Annotated in this window: 15 protein-coding genes; 8 read left to right on the forward strand and 7 right to left on the reverse strand. The window is 60.1% G+C overall.

From position 1 onward, the window contains the following. Positions 1–5: 5 nt before the first annotated feature. From AC1DU9_RS19570 to AC1DU9_RS19580, 3 genes are all read left to right on the forward strand, one after another. Entirely contained in the window at positions 6–935 is a 930-nt protein-coding gene (locus tag AC1DU9_RS19570) for a LysR family transcriptional regulator (protein ID WP_008053617.1), read from the forward strand. Between the two features lie 205 nt (positions 936–1,140). Further along, positions 1,141–1,542 carry a MerR family transcriptional regulator gene (locus AC1DU9_RS19575; RefSeq protein ID WP_007992801.1) on the forward strand — a complete coding sequence of 134 codons (402 nt, stop codon included), beginning with the start codon at positions 1,141–1,143 and terminating at the stop codon, positions 1,540–1,542. A gap of 147 nt (positions 1,543–1,689) precedes the next feature. Continuing rightward, positions 1,690–2,589, forward strand: a complete 900-nt coding sequence (locus AC1DU9_RS19580; protein WP_223461505.1) for a hydroxymethylglutaryl-CoA lyase — start codon at positions 1,690–1,692, stop codon at positions 2,587–2,589. 682 nt (positions 2,590–3,271) lie between these two features. Here the strand turns inward: AC1DU9_RS19580 and AC1DU9_RS19585 are convergent. Beyond that, entirely contained in the window at positions 3,272–4,969 is a 1,698-nt protein-coding gene (locus AC1DU9_RS19585) for an AMP-binding protein (protein ID WP_223461503.1), read from the reverse strand. 204 nt (positions 4,970–5,173) lie between these two features. Here AC1DU9_RS19585 and AC1DU9_RS19590 point away from each other — a divergent pair, with 204 nt between their 5' ends. The 4 genes from AC1DU9_RS19590 (at position 5,174) to AC1DU9_RS19605 (ending at position 10,853) form a co-directional block, all read left to right on the forward strand. Continuing rightward, the gene (locus AC1DU9_RS19590) at positions 5,174–6,337 is read left to right on the forward strand and encodes an isovaleryl-CoA dehydrogenase (protein ID WP_108219085.1); all 1,164 of its coding nucleotides are present in this window, start codon (positions 5,174–5,176) and stop codon (positions 6,335–6,337) included. A 12-nt stretch (positions 6,338–6,349) separates the two neighbouring features. Next, a complete protein-coding gene (locus AC1DU9_RS19595; RefSeq protein WP_056724065.1) occupies positions 6,350–7,957 on the forward strand; it encodes a carboxyl transferase domain-containing protein in 1,608 nt (535 codons plus the stop codon). A 128-nt stretch (positions 7,958–8,085) separates the two neighbouring features. Continuing rightward, positions 8,086–8,898 (forward strand): gamma-carboxygeranoyl-CoA hydratase, encoded by an 813-nt coding sequence (locus tag AC1DU9_RS19600; protein WP_477810656.1) that lies wholly within the window; start codon positions 8,086–8,088, stop codon positions 8,896–8,898. Continuing rightward, positions 8,898–10,853, forward strand: a complete 1,956-nt coding sequence (locus AC1DU9_RS19605) for an acetyl/propionyl/methylcrotonyl-CoA carboxylase subunit alpha (protein WP_223461499.1) — start codon at positions 8,898–8,900, stop codon at positions 10,851–10,853. Before AC1DU9_RS19600 ends, AC1DU9_RS19605 begins: the two co-directional genes overlap by 1 nt. A 39-nt stretch (positions 10,854–10,892) precedes the next feature. Here the strand turns inward: AC1DU9_RS19605 and AC1DU9_RS19610 are convergent, their stop codons facing one another. Then, entirely contained in the window at positions 10,893–11,540 is a 648-nt protein-coding gene (locus AC1DU9_RS19610; protein ID WP_223461496.1) for a LexA family protein, read from the reverse strand. Positions 11,541–11,669: 129 nt separating this feature from the next. Between AC1DU9_RS19610 and AC1DU9_RS19615 the strand changes: the two genes are divergently transcribed. Further along, entirely contained in the window at positions 11,670–12,011 is a 342-nt protein-coding gene (locus AC1DU9_RS19615; RefSeq protein WP_223461644.1) for a DUF6124 family protein, read from the forward strand. 163 nt (positions 12,012–12,174) lie between these two features. Here AC1DU9_RS19615 and AC1DU9_RS19620 read toward each other — a convergent pair whose 3' ends face one another. The 5 genes from AC1DU9_RS19620 to AC1DU9_RS19640 all read right to left on the reverse strand — a co-directional run bounded on the left by AC1DU9_RS19620 (position 12,175) and on the right by AC1DU9_RS19640 (position 16,472). Continuing rightward, on the reverse strand, positions 12,175–12,369 hold the full coding sequence (locus AC1DU9_RS19620; protein WP_223461494.1) for a hypothetical protein: 195 nt from the start codon (positions 12,367–12,369) through the stop codon (positions 12,175–12,177). A gap of 66 nt (positions 12,370–12,435) precedes the next feature. Then, entirely contained in the window at positions 12,436–14,046 is a 1,611-nt protein-coding gene (locus AC1DU9_RS19625; RefSeq protein ID WP_477810657.1) for a gamma-glutamyltransferase family protein, read from the reverse strand. 59 nt (positions 14,047–14,105) lie between these two features. Next, complete coding sequence (locus AC1DU9_RS19630; RefSeq protein ID WP_223461490.1) at positions 14,106–14,885, reverse strand: amino acid ABC transporter ATP-binding protein; 780 nt, start codon at positions 14,883–14,885, stop codon at positions 14,106–14,108. Between the two features lies 1 nt (position 14,886). Further along, positions 14,887–15,654, reverse strand: coding sequence for an amino acid ABC transporter permease (locus tag AC1DU9_RS19635; protein WP_223461488.1), 768 nt, complete (start codon positions 15,652–15,654; stop codon positions 14,887–14,889). An 11-nt stretch (positions 15,655–15,665) separates the two neighbouring features. Next, positions 15,666–16,472: an ABC transporter substrate-binding protein gene (locus tag AC1DU9_RS19640; RefSeq protein WP_223461486.1), complete on the reverse strand. Its 807-nt coding sequence runs from the start codon at positions 16,470–16,472 to the stop codon at positions 15,666–15,668. Between the last annotated feature and the right edge of the window lie 46 nt (positions 16,473–16,518).

The raw sequence follows: 16,518 nt of genomic DNA on the forward strand, positions 1-16,518 counted from the left end.
GCGTAATGAATCTGAGCAAGGTCGATCTCAACCTTTTCATCGTCTTCGACGCGATCTACACCGAAGCCAACCTGACCCGCGCCGGGCAAATCGTCGGCATCACCCAGCCGGCGGTGTCGAACGCGCTGGCGCGTCTGCGCGAGACCTTCAACGACCCGTTGTTCGTGCGCACTGCCCAGGGCATGGTGCCCACGCCGATGGCGCAGAACATCATCGGCCCGGTGCGCAACGCCCTCTCGCTGCTGCGCGTATCGGTGCAGGAAAGCCGCATTTTCAACCCGCAGCAAGCGGTCAAGACCTACCGCATCAGCATGACCGACCTCACCGAAGCGGTGATCCTGCCGCCGCTGTTCCAGCGCCTGCGCCGCCTGGCGCCGACGGTGATCATCGAAAGCTTCCTGTCCAAACGCCGCGAAACCACCAAGGAACTGGCGGCCGGTCGCCTCGACTTCGCGGTCGATGCGCCGCTCAACACCGACCCGCAGGTACGTCATGTCAAGTTGATGGAAGACCGCTACGTGTGCGCCATGCGCAAGGGGCACCCGCTGGCGGGCAAAGAGAAACTCACCCTGGATGATTACCTGGGCCTGACCCACATCCATATTTCCAGCCGCCGCAGCGGCCTCGGCTATGTCGACCTGGCGCTGGGCAAGATGGGCATCCAGCGCAAGATCGCCCTGCGCTCCCAGCATTACCTGATGGCCTCGCAAGTGCTACAACAGACGGACATGGTCATGACCGTGCCGGAACGCTTCGCCCGGCGTAACGACCTGCACGCCTTTTATCTGCCAGTCAACGATGTGCCGCCGGTGGAAACCCATCTTTACTGGCACGAAAGCACTGACCAGGACCCGGCGAATCGCTGGATGCGCGAGCAGATGATCGAGCTGTGCCAGCAGGTGACGGCGCAGGAGAAGAAGCTCGAGAAGGTGTAGGGATTGATACCGGGGTGCCCCTATCGCGAGCAAGCTCGCTCCCACAGGGTTCTCTGTCTTACGCAGATATTGTGTTCACTGCAGATCCAATGTGGGAGCGAGCTTGCTCGCGATGAGGCCCGCGAGGAAACCGAAAATCTCTGCCCCTTGACGTAAACGTCAACCTGCCATTAGCTTAGCGCCATGACCTTTTGCGAGCGCTTCCATGAGCAGCCAGACCTACAGCATTTCCGATCTCGCCCGCGAGCTCGACATCACCACCCGGGCCATTCGCTTTTATGAAGAGCAAGGCCTGCTCAGCCCCGAGCGTCGTGGCCAGGAACGCATTTACTCACCCCGCGACAAGGTCAGCCTGAAGCTGATCCTGCGGGGCAAGCGCATCGGCTTTTCGCTGGCTGAATGCCGCGAACTGATCGAGCTCTACGACCCCTCCAGCGGTAACACCAAGCAGTTGCACAGCATGCTGGCGAAAATCAGCGAACGCCGTGAGCAGCTTGAACAGCAGTTGCTGGACATCGAACAGATGAAGCTTGAGCTGGATACCGCTGAAGAGCGCTGTGTGCAGGCGCTGGAGCAGACGCTCAAAAGCCAGGAATCGGTTCAATAAATCCACACTATCCACTGTGGGAGCGAGCTTGCTCGCGATAGCGGAGTGTCAGTCACCAAAAATGTTGAATGTGATGCCCTCATCGCGAGCAAGCTCGCTCCCACAGGGTTCTCAGCGCATTCAGACAATTACAACAGGTCGAAGCCCATGTCCCTCCCCACCCACGTACGCATTGTCGAAGTCGGCCCACGCGACGGCCTGCAAAACGAAGCCCGGCCCATCAGTGTTACCGACAAGGTACAACTGGTCGATGCACTGACCGCAGCCGGGCTCGGCTATATAGAAGTCGGCAGTTTCGTGTCGCCCAAGTGGGTGCCGCAGATGGCCGGCTCCGCCGAGGTCTTCGCGCAGATCCAGCGCAAGCCGGGCGTGGTCTACGGCGCGCTCGCTCCCAACCTGCGCGGTTTCGAAGACGCCCTCGCCGCCGGGGTCAAGGAAGTGGCCGTGTTCGCCGCGGCTTCAGAGGCGTTTTCCCAACGCAACATCAATTGCTCGATCAGCGAAAGCCTGGAGCGTTTCGCACCGATCATGGACGCTGCCAGACAACACGGGGTGACCGTGCGCGGTTATGTTTCCTGTGTGCTGGGCTGCCCCTATGAAGGTAACGTCGCCCCGGAACAAGTCGCCGTAGTCGCTCGCGAGCTCTATGCCATGGGCTGCTATGAGGTCTCGCTGGGGGACACCATCGGCACCGGCACCGCCGGCGCAACCCGCAAGATGTTTGAAACGGTAGCAAAGGATGTGCCCCGGGAAAAACTCGCCGGACACTTCCACGACACCTATGGTCAGGCTGTGGCCAACATCTACGCCAGCCTGCTGGAAGGCATCTCGGTGTTCGACAGCTCCATCGCAGGTCTCGGCGGCTGCCCCTATGCCAAGGGCGCCAGCGGTAACGTCGCGACCGAGGACGTGGTTTACCTGCTCAACGGCCTGGGCATCGACACCGGAATCGACCTCGACGCCTTGATGGTTGCCGGTCAACAGATTTGTACCGTACTGGGTCGCCCTACCGGTTCCCGCGTGGCCAAGGCCCGCAGCGCACAGTGAGTGCGCTGAGTGTGTCCGGGTGTTACCGCACGGACTCAAACGTGGGCGCAAGCGAGTAACACGGAAACAAAATGTAGGGTTTTGCCTGAAGCGTAAAACTCTGAAAATCTCCAAACCGTTGATTTTAAAGGCTTTTAAAAAGTTGGCATGGCTCCTGCTATATCTATCGCACAACAAGAATAAAAAAATTGCGGCAAACCTAATAAAAACAAGACGTAACGACTCTGACATAACAAAAACAACACGGCAGAGACGCAGCTAACAGATTTTTTTGGAGAAGATGTGCTTTTCAGGGTGCTTTTCGGAGTTACCCGCAACCGGGCAGAGAATAATAAAACTACCTTCAGGTAGCTCCCGATTCGGTTGGATCGCTCAGCGAGAAAGTAGATCAGCGCTCAAAAAAATACGTTTGCTCTTGATCCCGGATGGGGATCGCCAAAAACAGCGGTAAAGGGCAACGGTTGCCAAAAACAACAACAGACCGACCCTCAATAATAAAAAAAGAGCACGCGCAACAAAATTAAAGGGGAGCTTCGGCTCCCCTTTGTGCTGTCTGGCATTTGTGTTTCCACCACCGCCCCCTGTGGGAGCGAGCTTGCTCGCGATAGCGGTGGGTCAGCCAACATCCATGTTGAATGTGCTGCCGTCATCGCGGGCAAGCCCGCTCCCTCAGGGTTACGCATCAACCCTGCTTGTTGCGCAATTCCTCAATACTGATCTCGCGCATCCGGAATTTCTGGATCTTGCCGGTCACGGTCATCGGAAACTCCTCGACGAACTTGAAGTAACGCGGCGTCTTGAAGTGCGCGATGCGCTCCTTGCACCAGGCTTGCAGCTCTTGCTCGGTGGCGCTGTGGCCGGGGTGGAACTTGATCCAGGCGACGATCTCTTCGCCGTAACGCGAGCAAGGAATACCGATCACCTGAACATCCGCAACGGCCGGATGAGTGAAGAAAAATTCCTCCAGCTCCCGCGGGTAAATGTTCTCACCGCCGCGGATGATCATGTCCTTGTTGCGCCCGGCAATGCACACGTAGCCCTCATCGTTCATGCTCGCCAGGTCACCGGTGTGCATCCAGCCGGCCTGATCGATGGCTTGCGCCGTGCCTTCAGGGTTGTTCCAGTAACCCAGCATCACGCTGTAACCGCGGGTGCACAGCTCACCGATGGTGCCGCGCGGTACCAGGTTGCCCGCCTCGTCAATGATCTTGCTTTCCAGCTGCGGCTGGGTACGACCGACGGTGGTCACGCGCAGCTCCAGGTCATCTGAAGGACCGGTCTGCAATGACACCGGACTGGTTTCCGTCATGCCGTAGGCAATCTGCACTTCGCTCATGTGCATTTCGCTGATGACCCGGCGCATCACCTCGATAGGACAGGTCGCGCCCGCCATGATCCCGGTGCGCAGGCTCGACAGGTCGAACCCGGCACGCTGAGGCTGATCGAGCACGGCGATGAACATGGTCGGCACGCCGTATAGCGCCGTGGCTTTTTCTTCCGCGACGGTGCCTAGGGTCAGTAACGGATCGAATGCATCGTTTGGATAAATCATCGTGCTGCCATGGGTGATGCAGCCGAGGTTGCCCATGACCATGCCGAAGCAGTGATACAGCGGCACCGGGATCACCAGCCGATCGGCCGCCGTCAGGCCCAGGCTTTCGCCGACCATGTAACCGTTGTTGAGAATGTTGTAGTGACTGAGGGTCGCGCCCTTGGGGAAACCGGTGGTGCCGGAGGTGTACTGGATATTCACCGGCTGATCGAAGTGCAGGCTGTCCTGACGCTCATGCAGTTGCTCGACCGTGACGCTGCCCGCCAGATCGGCCAGTTGCGACCATGGCAGGAACCCTGACGGTGGTTGTGCATCCAGGCTGATGACACCACGCAACTCCGGCAGCCGCTCGCTGTGCAGTTTGCCGATGGATTGCCCGGCCAGTTCCGGCACCAGGCCTTGCAGCATCGCGTGATAGTCCGAGGACTTGAAGGCCCCGGCACACACAAGCCATTGGCAGCCGGATTGCTTCAACACGTATTCCAGTTCGGAACTGCGATAGGCGGGGTTGATGTTGACCAGGATCACGCCGATTTTCGCGGTGGCAATCTGACTGATGCACCACTGCGCACAGTTCGGTGCCCAGATGCCAAGGCGGTCCCCGGCTTGCAGCCCCAGCGCCAGCAGTGCTCTGGCGTGCAGGTCCGCGACCTCTGCCAATTGCCGCCAGGTGTAACGCAGCTGTTGATGACGCACCACCAGCGCCTCCCCGTCCGGGTATTGCGCGACCGTGTTGTCGAAAGCCTGGCCGATGGTCATCGCCAGTAAGGCTTTGTCCTGGGAACCGCGGGTATAACTGCGTTGCGGGCTTGCACTGGTTTGATCCATGACGACCCCTATTGTCTTTATTTATGGGCTACCGGCGGTGCCACAGGCGTGGTCCGCGTTCTATCTTGAACTGGCTCTACTCTCGCTCAAGTTGACGTTAACGTAAAGGGTGATTGACAGCCATTCATCACAGGCTTACGTTAACGTAAAGGTGAGAACCCATTGACAGTCTCACCAACCGATAAAAAAGCCAAAAGGTGACCCATGAGCTATCCATCCCTGAACTTTGCCCTCGGTGAAACCATCGACATGCTGCGCGATCAGGTTCAGTCCTTCGTCGCCAAGGAGATCGCCCCGCGCGCCGCTCAGATCGACATCGACAACCTGTTCCCCGCCGACCTGTGGCGCAAATTCGGCGACATGGGCCTGCTGGGCATTACCGTGCCGGAAGAGTACGGCGGTGCCGGCCTGGGTTACCTGGCCCACGTGGTGGCCATGGAAGAAATCAGCCGTGGCTCGGCCTCGGTGGCGTTGTCCTACGGCGCCCACTCCAACCTGTGCGTCAACCAGATCAATCGCAATGGCAACCACGAACAGAAAACCAAATACCTGCCCAAGCTGATCAGCGGCGAGCACATCGGCGCATTGGCCATGAGCGAACCGAACGCCGGCTCCGACGTGGTCTCGATGAAGCTGCGCGCCGACAAGCGCGGCGATCATTACGTGCTCAACGGCAGCAAGACCTGGATCACCAATGGTCCGGACGCCAACACCTACGTGATCTACGCCAAGACCGATCTGGAAAAGGGCCCCCACGGCATCACCGCCTTCATCGTCGAACGCGACTGGAAAGGCTTCAGCCGCAGCAACAAGTTCGACAAGCTGGGCATGCGCGGTTCGAACACCTGCGAACTGTTTTTCGATGACGTCGAAGTGCCGGAAGAAAACATCCTCGGCGTGCTCAACGGCGGCGTGAAAGTGCTGATGAGCGGCCTCGACTATGAGCGCGTCGTGCTCTCCGGTGGCCCGACCGGGATCATGCAGGCGTGCATGGACCTGATCGTGCCGTACATCCACGACCGCAAGCAGTTCGGCCAAAGCATCGGCGAATTCCAGCTGATCCAGGGCAAGGTCGCTGACATGTACACCCAACTCAACGCCAGCCGCGCCTACCTGTACGCCGTGGCCCAGGCTTGCGAGCGCGGCGAAACCACGCGCAAGGACGCCGCCGGCGTGATCCTCTACAGCGCCGAACGCGCCACGCAAATGGCCCTCGACGCGATCCAGATTCTCGGTGGCAACGGCTACATCAATGAATTCCCGGCCGGCCGTCTGTTGCGTGACGCCAAGCTGTACGAAATCGGCGCGGGCACCAGTGAGATCCGTCGCATGCTGATCGGTCGCGAACTGTTCAACGAAACCCGCTAAACGGAGCTGCCCATGGCTACCCTGCATACCCAGCTCAACCCCCGTTCAGCGGAGTTCGCCACCAACAGCGCGGCGATGCTCAAACAAGTCGACGCCCTGCACACCCTGCTCGCCCAAGTGGCGCAAGGTGGTGGCCCGAAGGCTCAGGAACGCCACACCTCGCGGGGCAAACTGCTGCCTCGCGAGCGCATTAACCGCTTGCTCGATCCGGGTTCGCCATTTTTGGAGATCAGCCAACTGGCGGCGTACGAGGTGTAYGGCGAAGACGTCCCTGCCGCTGGCGTGATTGCCGGGATCGGCCGAGTGGAGGGCGTCGAATGCATGATCGTCGCCAACGACGCCACGGTAAAAGGTGGCTCGTATTACCCACTGACGGTGAAAAAACACCTGCGTGCCCAGACCATCGCCCAACAGAACCGTCTGCCGTGCATCTACCTGGTGGACTCGGGCGGCGCCAACCTGCCGCGCCAGGATGAAGTGTTCCCGGACCGCGAGCACTTCGGGCGAATTTTCTTCAACCAGGCCAACATGAGCGCCATGGGCATTCCGCAGATTGCCGTGGTCATGGGTTCCTGCACCGCTGGCGGCGCCTATGTACCGGCGATGGCCGACGAAGCAATCATGGTCCGCGAACAGGCAACGATCTTTCTCGCCGGCCCGCCGCTGGTGAAAGCCGCGACCGGTGAAGTGGTCAGCGCCGAAGATCTCGGCGGGGCCGATGTGCACTGCAAGATTTCCGGAGTGGCCGACCATTACGCCGAGAGCGATGAGCACGCACTCGCACTCGCCCGCCGCAGCGTCGCCAACCTCAACTGGCGCAAGCAAGGTGAGGTTCAGCAACGCACTCCGATCGCCCCGCTCTACAGCAGCGACGAGCTGTACGGCGTGGTCCCGGCCGACGCCAAGCAACCGTTCGACGTGCGCGAAGTGATTGCGCGGTTGGTGGACGGATCGGTATTCGACGAATTCAAGGCGCTGTTCGGGACAACGCTGGTCTGCGGTTTTGCTTACCTGCACGGTTACCCGATCGCGATCCTCGCCAACAACGGCATCCTGTTCGCTGAAGCGGCGCAGAAAGGCGCGCACTTCATCGAACTGGCGTGCCAGCGCGGCATCCCGCTGCTGTTCCTGCAGAACATCACCGGCTTCATGGTCGGCCAGAAATACGAAGCTGGCGGCATCGCCAAGCACGGCGCGAAACTGGTGACCGCCGTGGCCTGCGCCAAGGTGCCGAAGTTCACCGTGATCATCGGCGGCAGTTTCGGTGCCGGTAACTACGGCATGTGCGGTCGCGCCTACGACCCGCGCTTTTTGTGGATGTGGCCGAATGCGCGTATTGGCGTGATGGGTGCCGAACAGGCGGCCGGCGTACTGGTGCAGGTCAAGCGTGAGCAGGCCGAACGCAGCGGCCAGGGTTTCAGCGCCGAGCAGGAAGCCGAGATCAAGCAACCGATCCTCGACCAGTACGAAGAGCAGGGTCACCCCTACTATTCCAGCGCGCGCCTGTGGGACGACGGTGTCATCGACCCGGCCCAGACCCGCGACGTACTGGCCCTGGCCTTGTCCGCGTCGTTGAACGCGCCAATCGAACCGAGCCGCTTCGGCGTGTTCCGGATGTGATTTTTTTGTAGGAGCGAGCTTGCTCGCGATGGACGTTAACGATAACGCGCGCTTTCTGATTTAACGCGCCGCCCTTTAGTCCATCGCGAGCAAGCTCGCTCCTACAAGTGCCGTGGAGACGGACGAATATGAGCGACTTCAACACCCTCGAACTGCTGACCGACCCCCGTGGTTTTGCCACGCTGTGGCTCAGCCGTGAAGAAAAGAACAACGCCTTCAACGCTGAAATGATCCGCGAACTGATCCTCGCCCTCGACAAAGTCGCGAGCGATGCCAGCCTGCGATTTCTGATCGTGCGCGGTCGCGGCAAGCATTTCAGCGCCGGCGCCGACCTGGCCTGGATGCAGCAATCGGCCGAGCTCGATTACGCCACCAACCTCGATGACGCCCGGGAACTGGCGGAGTTGATGTACAACCTGGCCAAACTGAAAGTCCCGACCCTGGCAGTGGTACAGGGCGCGGCCTTCGGTGGCGCGCTGGGCCTGATCAGTTGCTGCGACATGGCCATCGGTGCTGATGACGCGCAGTTCTGCCTCTCGGAAGTGCGCATCGGCCTGGCGCCGGCAGTGATCAGCCCGTTCGTGGTGCAAGCCATTGGCGAGCGCGCTACCCGTCGCTATGCCTTGACCGCCGAGCGCTTCGGTGGGCAACGGGCTCGGGAAATCGGTTTGTTGTCGGAAAGCTATCCACTCGTTGAGCTGGAGCAAAAAATCGAGCAATGGATCGACAATCTGCTGCTCAACAGTCCGGCCGCGATGCGCGCCAGCAAGGATCTGTTGCGCGAAGTCGGCGACGGCTCATTGAACCCGGCATTGCGCCGCTACACCGAAAACGCCATCGCCCGCATTCGTGTCAGCCCCGAAGGCCAGGAAGGCTTGCGTGCCTTCCTGCAAAAGCGTCCGCCGAGCTGGCAGGCCGAATCCACCAAGGAGCCCCGCTGATGAGCGCACCTGTCCTCACCACCCTGCTGGTGGCCAACCGTGGCGAAATTGCTTGCCGGGTGATGCGCACCGCCAAGGCGCTGGGCCTGACCACCGTGGCCGTGCACAGCGCCACCGACCGTGACGCCCGACACAGCCGCGAAGCCGACATTCGCGTCGACCTGGGTGGCAGCAAAGCCGCCGACAGCTATCTGCAGATCGACAAACTGATCGCCGCCGCCAAGGCCAGCGGCGCCCAGGCGATTCACCCCGGCTACGGCTTCTTGTCGGAGAACGCCGGGTTCGCCCGCGCCATCGAAAACGCCGGTCTGATTTTCCTCGGCCCGCCCGCCTCGGCCATCGACGCCATGGGCAGCAAGTCCGCGGCCAAAGCCTTGATGGAAACCGCTGGCGTGCCGCTGGTGCCCGGTTATCACGGCGAAGCCCAGGACCTGGAAACCTTCCGCACCGCCTGCGAACGCATCGGCTACCCGGTGCTGCTCAAGGCCACCGCGGGTGGCGGCGGCAAAGGCATGAAAGTGGTCGAGGACGTCAGCCAACTGGCCGAAGCCCTGGCCTCGGCCCAGCGCGAAGCGCAATCGTCGTTCGGCGACTCGCGGATGCTGGTGGAGAAGTACCTGCTCAAGCCACGTCACGTGGAAATCCAGGTGTTCGCCGACCAGCACGGCAACTGCCTGTACCTCAACGAACGCGACTGCTCGATTCAGCGCCGTCACCAGAAAGTCGTCGAAGAAGCGCCAGCACCTGGCCTGAGCCCGGAGCTGCGACGCGCCATGGGCGAAGCCGCTGTGCGTTCAGCGCAGGCCATCGGTTATGTCGGTGCCGGCACCGTTGAGTTTTTGCTGGATGCGCGGGGCGAGTTCTTCTTCATGGAGATGAACACCCGCCTGCAAGTGGAACACCCTGTCACCGAAGCCATCACCGGCCTCGACCTGGTGGCCTGGCAGATTCGCGTGGCTCGTGGCGAAGCGTTGCCGATGACGCAAGACCAGGTGCCGCTGATGGGGCACGCGATCGAGGTGCGGCTATATGCCGAAGACCCGGGCAATGATTTCCTGCCGGCAACCGGTCGCCTGGAGCTGTATCGCGAATCCGCCCAGGGACCGGGGCGTCGAGTGGACAGCGGTGTTGAAGAAGGCGATGAAGTTTCGCCTTTCTACGACCCGATGCTCGGCAAGCTGATTGCCTGGGGCGAGGACCGTGAACAGGCGCGTTTACGCCTGCTGAGCATGCTCGACGAATTCGCCATCGGCGGGCTGAAGACCAACATCAATTTCCTGCGGCGCATCATCGGTCACCCGGCATTTGCCGCTGCCGAACTGGATACCGGCTTCATTCCGCGCTATCAGGAGCAGTTGCTGCCGACGCCTGCGCAACTCAGCGATGATTTCTGGCAGGCCGCCGCCCAGGCGTTTGCCCAGAGCCAACCGCCTGCAACCCGCGCCGATGATCCGAGTTCGCCATGGGCGGCGCGTAATGGCCTGCGTGCCGGTTTGCCGAGAGCAATCACCCTGCACCTGAGTTGTGAAGGCCAGGACCGGGCGCTGACGCTGGGCGACATCAATGCCCACAGCGCTCGGCTCAAGGGTGAGCAGCTGCTGACCGAGCAGGCTGGTGTGCGCCGTCAACACCGCGCAATACGCCGTGGCGAACAGGTGTATTTGCAATGGGATGGCGAGTTGCGCCGCATCGAGGCTTACGACCCGATCAGCGCCGTCGAGGCCAGCCACAGCCATCACGGCGGGCTGACCGCACCGATGAACGGCAGCATCGTCCGTGTGTTGGTGGAGGCCGGGCAATCGGTCGAAGCCGGGGCGCAATTGGTGGTACTGGAAGCGATGAAAATGGAGCACAGCATCCGCGCGCCCCACGCCGGGGTGATCAAGGCGCTGTATTGCCAGGAAGGCGAGATGGTCAGCGAAGGCAGTGCACTGGTCGAACTGGAAGACGCGTGAAATGAAGATCGGTCCTACGCATCACGAGGACCGATCCGATCAGAACCTGGCTGTTGCCTGAACCACTACACCGATGATTCGACATTCGTCGGTGTACAAGGCTTTCGGATACGTCGGATTGAGCGGGACCAGATAACGCTGCCCGCCCTCTTCGATGAGCTTGCGGAACGTGGCTTCGGTGCTGTCCGGCCACTGGGCAATGACCAGTTTGCCGGGCACCGCTTCCACCGCCGGGTCCACCAGGATCAGCATGCCTTGCGCAATACTGATACCAGTGGGCGCGGTCATCGCATCACCTGACACTCTCAACCAGAATGCCGGTCCCTGCGCGTGATAATCGGACAACTCAAAGTGCCCTTTCCCATACACCGCGACCTCGCCATCGCGCACTTCGGCAGGTTCGCGCCAGTCACTGACCGGGTAGCGGAAGTACGGATTGTACTTATGTGTCAGAGGGATTTCGTCGTCCGTTGACGCCTGCGGCTCCCGGATTACCAGCGCCACTTCGAGAAACTCAAGGCCCAGCGCCCGCAGGACACGGTTCATGTCTTCGATGCCGGGTTCACGACGTTTGTTGAGCCAGTGGCCAATGCCGCCCTGGGACATCCCGAGGCGCTCGGCGAGTATCTCTTGAGTGATTTTGAGTTCACTCATCTTGGCCTTGACCAATTCAATCCATTTATCCATGTGCGGCACGATACGTGGGTGACTCCGGCCATCAAAACACAAATTGTAGTATTTAAATTATCGTCACAAATACAGTTCGTATTAGGATCAATTCACGGATCTGAATCTAACACGGAGCTTGCCATCGCCATGAACCCACCCGCCAATGACCTGCCAGACATGCAAATCGACACCACCCTCACCTCGCCCCAGGGCTCAGCGGCGGCACAACGCGCGCTGGACTATTACTTGAAACCAGCTATTTCGGAGGAAGTGGCCGAGCCGCGTTTTTTTGATGTGAACCGCAATATCAGCGGCGAAGAGGCGCTGGTCCATGCTTTGGACCTGTTGCGCTGTGCTGCCGCCACCGCGTACGAGTCAGCCAATCACCTGCAAGGCGCGAACCGTGACCTGGCATTTTCGACGGTGCACATGATCGACATGGCCAAGGCAATGGTCGATCGATCACTGGAGGGGTATGCAAACGGCTGAGGTGGAATCGCAAACAAGGAGGACAGGAAAGAATTTTCCTATCGAGCAGGCAAATTCGTTTGACTTGCAAACGAGAATGATTATTATTGCATCAACTGGTCGCGAGATCAGTCGATGGACCAGGTGACCTTAGGTCGGTCTCCTGGACTATCTCCTCATCAGGCTAATCACGGTTTTTGACCCGGCTTTTTGCCGGGTCTTTTTTTGCCAGTTTTTCTGGCTTTGGCTTCAGGCTAATGAAGTCTTCATGTGTCGCAAATTCGATGGCGCGGATGATATCAAAAGAATACCAGTTGGCAAGAGAAGCCCGGCACCATGGGTTCAAACCAGCGACAGGCAGCACTTGAGAGTCAGTCACACAGTCTCTAAGCTGCGGCGGCGTCAAGGAGGACGCCCCCCAACTCCTCGCCCTCTCTCGTGTTCTTCAATACACCGCTATATGTGAGTCCGTTCGTGGCTCTGTCCCGCCGCATAACACGCCGGTTTCAGGGTCGCGCAAGATAATTTGGCCACGCCCGTAACTGGTGAGATCGCTCGCCACCTGAACCTCGTGCCCGCGACGCGCCAGTGCCGCAACCATATCCCGCGAAGCGTCCTGCTCAATGCCCACCTTCATGCCCCCCAACCATTGCCAACGCGGTGCGTCCAGCGCGGCTTGAGGGTTGAGTCCGAAATCCACCAGATTCATGACCATCTGCACATGTCCTTGCGGTTGCATGTAGCCGCCCATGACACCAAAGGGGCCCATCGCTTCACCGTCTTTTGTAAGGAACCCTGGAATGATGGTGTGGAAGGTCTTTTTGCCAGGCGCCAGGCAATTGGAATGCCCGGGATCAAGACTGAACTCTTCACCGCGGTTTTGCAGGGCGATACCGCTGTCGGGCAATACCACGCCGGAGCCAAAGCCGTGATAGTTGCTCTGGATGAACGAAACCATGTTGCCCTCCGCATCGGCGGTGGCCAGATAGACCGTACCACTGGCGTGGGGATCACCCGGCAGGGGCGCCACGGCCTGCTCACCAATCCGCGCCCGGCGATGAGCGCAATAGTGGTCGCTAAGCAAATCGTCCGCCGCCACCCGCATGTGCTCCGGATCGGTGATGTAGTGCAAACCATCGCTGTAGGCAAGTTTCATGGCCTCAAGTTGACGATGCCAGGTCTGCTGGCTGTCGCGATGATCGAAGTCAAAGCCCTCGAGAATCTTCAACGCCATCAACGCCACGAGTCCCTGACCGCTCGGTGGAATCTCCCAGACGTCGACACCACGATAGTTAACCTTGATCGGCTCAACCCACTGAGCGCGGTAGTCCTGCAAATCACTGGCGCGCAGATAGCCGCCCGTGGCCCGCGAATGCTCATCCAGCCTCTGCGCCAGCGCGCCACGGTAAATACTTTCGCACTCGGTGGCGGCCAATTCGCTCAAGGTCCGTGCCTGGGCCGGGTTACGGAACAGTTCGCCGGCGCGGGGGGCACGGCCTTCGATCAGGAAGGTCTCGAACCAGCTCTCGAGCACGTCGCTACGGTCGGAAGTGAAATCCTCCAGCGCGGTTTGCCACTGCAAGGCGACCACTGGCGAAACGGGAAATCCGTCCCGCGCCAGACTGATCGCCGGCTGCAGCAAGTCCGCAAAGGGCAGACGACCGAAACGCCGGGACAATTGCGCCCAGGCCGACGGGCAGCCAGGAACAGTGACAGGCGTCCAGCCATGCAGCGGCATTTTTTCATGGCCGGCCGCTTTCACTGCCTCAATGCTCAGGGCTTGCGGAGCGGCGCCGTTGGCAGCCAAGCCATGCAGTTTGTCTTGGGTCCAGACCAAGGCAAAAGCGTCACCACCAATACCACAACCGGTGGGCTCGACCACCGTCAATGCTGCTGCCGTGGCGATGGCCGCATCGATGGCATTGCCGCCGCGACGCATCATTTCAATCCCGGCTTCGGYGGCCAGTGGCTGAGAGGCGGCGACCATGCCGCGCTTGGCGAAAACGCTTTGACGTTGTGAGGTATAGGGATACTCATGGGCAGAAAACTTGAACATGGCAGGACTCACACAAAAGTAATGTTCATAAAAATCTGTAGGAGCGAGCCTGCTCGCTCCTACAGCACGCGGCTGAGGAACGCCCGGGTACGGGCATGGCGGGGTTGGCTGAAGATCTGTTCGGGTGGACCCTGCTCGATCAGTTCGCCTTGATCGAGGACCACCACCCGATCGGCCACTTCGCGAGCAAAACCCATTTCGTGGGTGACCACGACCATGGTCATGCCCTCCTCGGCCAGTTCCTTCATGACTTGCAGCACTTCACCCACCGTCTCCGGGTCAAGGGCGCTGGTGGGCTCGTCGAACAACATCGCCAGGGGTTTCATGGCCAGCGCCCGGGCGATGGCCACCCGCTGCTGCTGCCCACCGGACAGCATCGAAGGGTAGTGATCCGCCTTCTCGGCCAGCCCGACCCGCTTGAGCAACGCCCGCGCCTGCTCCACCGCTGCCGCGCGAGGCACGCCGAGCACATGGATGGGCGCCTCGATGATGTTTTCCAGGGCCGTCATGTGCGGGAACAGATTGAAGCGCTGAAACACCATGCCGATGTCCCGGCGCTGACGCGCAATGTTGCGCTCCGAGTCCCGGACCAGGCTGCCATCGGCACGGGTGCGGTAACCCATGGGCTGGCCGCTGACACGGATTTGCCCGGACTGAATGTCCTCCAGCAGATTGATGCAGCGAATAAAGGTGGTTTTGCCCGAACCGGAGGCGCCGATCAGCACCACCACTTCACCCCGCTTCACTTGCAGCGAAATGCCCTTGAGAATTTCCAGGTCACCAAACGACTTGTGAATATCCAGCGCTTCGATGACCAGCTCTTCACTCATGTGTGCCATCTCAACGCCCTCTCAACAGTTTCATGGTGTTGCGACCGAACATTCGGCTGGCGGCCGGAGCCGGACGATCGGATTGGCCGAAACGCGCCTCGAGCCAGCGCTGGAAAAAGCCCCAGAGCGTGGTCAATGCCAGGAAGTAAATGGCAACAACCAGATACAACTCGAACACCCGGAAGGTCGCCGAGGTCACCATTTGCGTACTGAGCAACAACTCCTGCACGCCGATCACGCTGACCAGCGTGGTGTTTTTCAACATCACGTTGAACTCGTTGCCCAGCGGCGGAACGATGACCCGGAAGGCCTGGGGCAGCACGATACGGCGCATCAACCTGGGGAACGTCATGCCCAGGGACCGTCCGGCTTCGTACTGCCCCTTGTCCACCGCACCGATGCCGGCCCGAATGATCTCGGCCATATACGCGCCTTCGTTGAGGCCCAGGGCGATGATCGCGGCCTGAATGTTGCCCGGCACGATGAACCAGCCGAGGTCCAGGTCTTCGAAGCGGAAAATGCCACCGGCCGCCAATGCCGTGTACAGAAACACGATCTGCACCAGCAGCGGCGTGCCGCGCATCAGCCAGACATAAAAGCGCACCGGGTATTGCAACAGCGGGTTACTCGACAGTTTCATCAACGCCGCGATCAACCCCAGCACACAGCCGAGCAACATCGCCGACACACTGATCAGGCACGTCAGCCACAACCCCGTCAGGTAGACATCACTGGGCTGTAACAGGTATTGCCAGAACACATCCCAATTGAAGTTCATCAGGTTCGTCCTCAGTCCAGTTTGTCGCTGCTGACATGCCATTTACTGAGGAGCGCTTCGTAACTTCCGTCGGCACGCATGCCTTGCAAGACTTCGGTCAATGCGACAGTCAATTGCGGATCACTTTTGCGCACACCGAAACCGGTCAGGATGCGGTTGAAAGCAGGCACCGCTGATTGAAACAAGTCAGGGGCCAGTTGCTGGTAATGACCGGCAGACTCGACCGTGGTGCCGAAAGCGTCCACCTGGTTGATGCGCAAGGCCTGGAATGCATCGGCGTCGACGTTGTAGACCACCAGCTTCATCGGTGCCTTGCCGGCCGCTTCGAGTTTTTCGTTCTCTTTGCCCAGCAGCACGCGGATGGTTGAACCATTACTGACCGCGACCTTGAGCCCCGATAAATCTTCCAGCGTGTTCACTGATTTCGGATTGCCTTTGGGCACCACGATGGACTGGCTGGAATACATGAAGTTGACGATGTCGATCACCTCACGGCGTTCGGGCTTGTCGAACAGTTGATCGACGATCATGTCGCACTGTTGCGCCAACAGCGCCGGGATCAGCCCGGCGAATGGAGAGATCCGCCATTCGACTTTTTTGTCACCCAGGCGCTGGGCAATCGCCTCGCCCATATCCACCTGAAGGCCGACCGGTTTTTGCTTCAGATCAAACGACACCAGCGGTGGCGAATCCATGCCGGAGCAATAGACGATTTTCTCGCTCTTGCTTAATCGCTCGGGAAGTTCAGGAGTCGCCAGCGCCCATTGCGAGCAGAGGCTTAAGGAAAGGACAGCAGCTAACGCGCAAGGCTTGTGCATGGCAATACTCCAGGTGGCTGCAACGAATGTCCGGTAGGAGCTGCCG

The sequence above is a fragment of the Pseudomonas sp. P4_C1 genome (genome assembly GCF_056402155.1).

Bases quoted from the DNA above. Each gene is read 5' to 3' on its own strand.
- AC1DU9_RS19570 (WP_008053617.1), top strand. From the start codon at position 6: ATGAATCTGAGCAAGGTCGATCTCAACCTTTTCATCGTCTTCGACGCG.
- AC1DU9_RS19575 (WP_007992801.1), top strand. From the start codon at position 1,141: ATGAGCAGCCAGACCTACAGCATTTCCGATCTCGCCCGCGAGCTCGAC.
- AC1DU9_RS19580 (WP_223461505.1), top strand. From the start codon at position 1,690: ATGTCCCTCCCCACCCACGTACGCATTGTCGAAGTCGGCCCACGCGAC.
- AC1DU9_RS19585 (WP_223461503.1), bottom strand. From the start codon at position 4,969: ATGGATCAAACCAGTGCAAGCCCGCAACGCAGTTATACCCGCGGTTCC.
- AC1DU9_RS19590 (WP_108219085.1), top strand. From the start codon at position 5,174: ATGAGCTATCCATCCCTGAACTTTGCCCTCGGTGAAACCATCGACATG.
- AC1DU9_RS19600 (WP_477810656.1), top strand. From the start codon at position 8,086: ATGAGCGACTTCAACACCCTCGAACTGCTGACCGACCCCCGTGGTTTT.
- AC1DU9_RS19605 (WP_223461499.1), top strand. From the start codon at position 8,898: ATGAGCGCACCTGTCCTCACCACCCTGCTGGTGGCCAACCGTGGCGAA.
- AC1DU9_RS19610 (WP_223461496.1), bottom strand. From the start codon at position 11,540: ATGGATAAATGGATTGAATTGGTCAAGGCCAAGATGAGTGAACTCAAA.
- AC1DU9_RS19615 (WP_223461644.1), top strand. From the start codon at position 11,670: ATGAACCCACCCGCCAATGACCTGCCAGACATGCAAATCGACACCACC.
- AC1DU9_RS19630 (WP_223461490.1), bottom strand. From the start codon at position 14,885: ATGGCACACATGAGTGAAGAGCTGGTCATCGAAGCGCTGGATATTCAC.
- AC1DU9_RS19635 (WP_223461488.1), bottom strand. From the start codon at position 15,654: ATGAACTTCAATTGGGATGTGTTCTGGCAATACCTGTTACAGCCCAGT.
- AC1DU9_RS19640 (WP_223461486.1), bottom strand. From the start codon at position 16,472: ATGCACAAGCCTTGCGCGTTAGCTGCTGTCCTTTCCTTAAGCCTCTGC.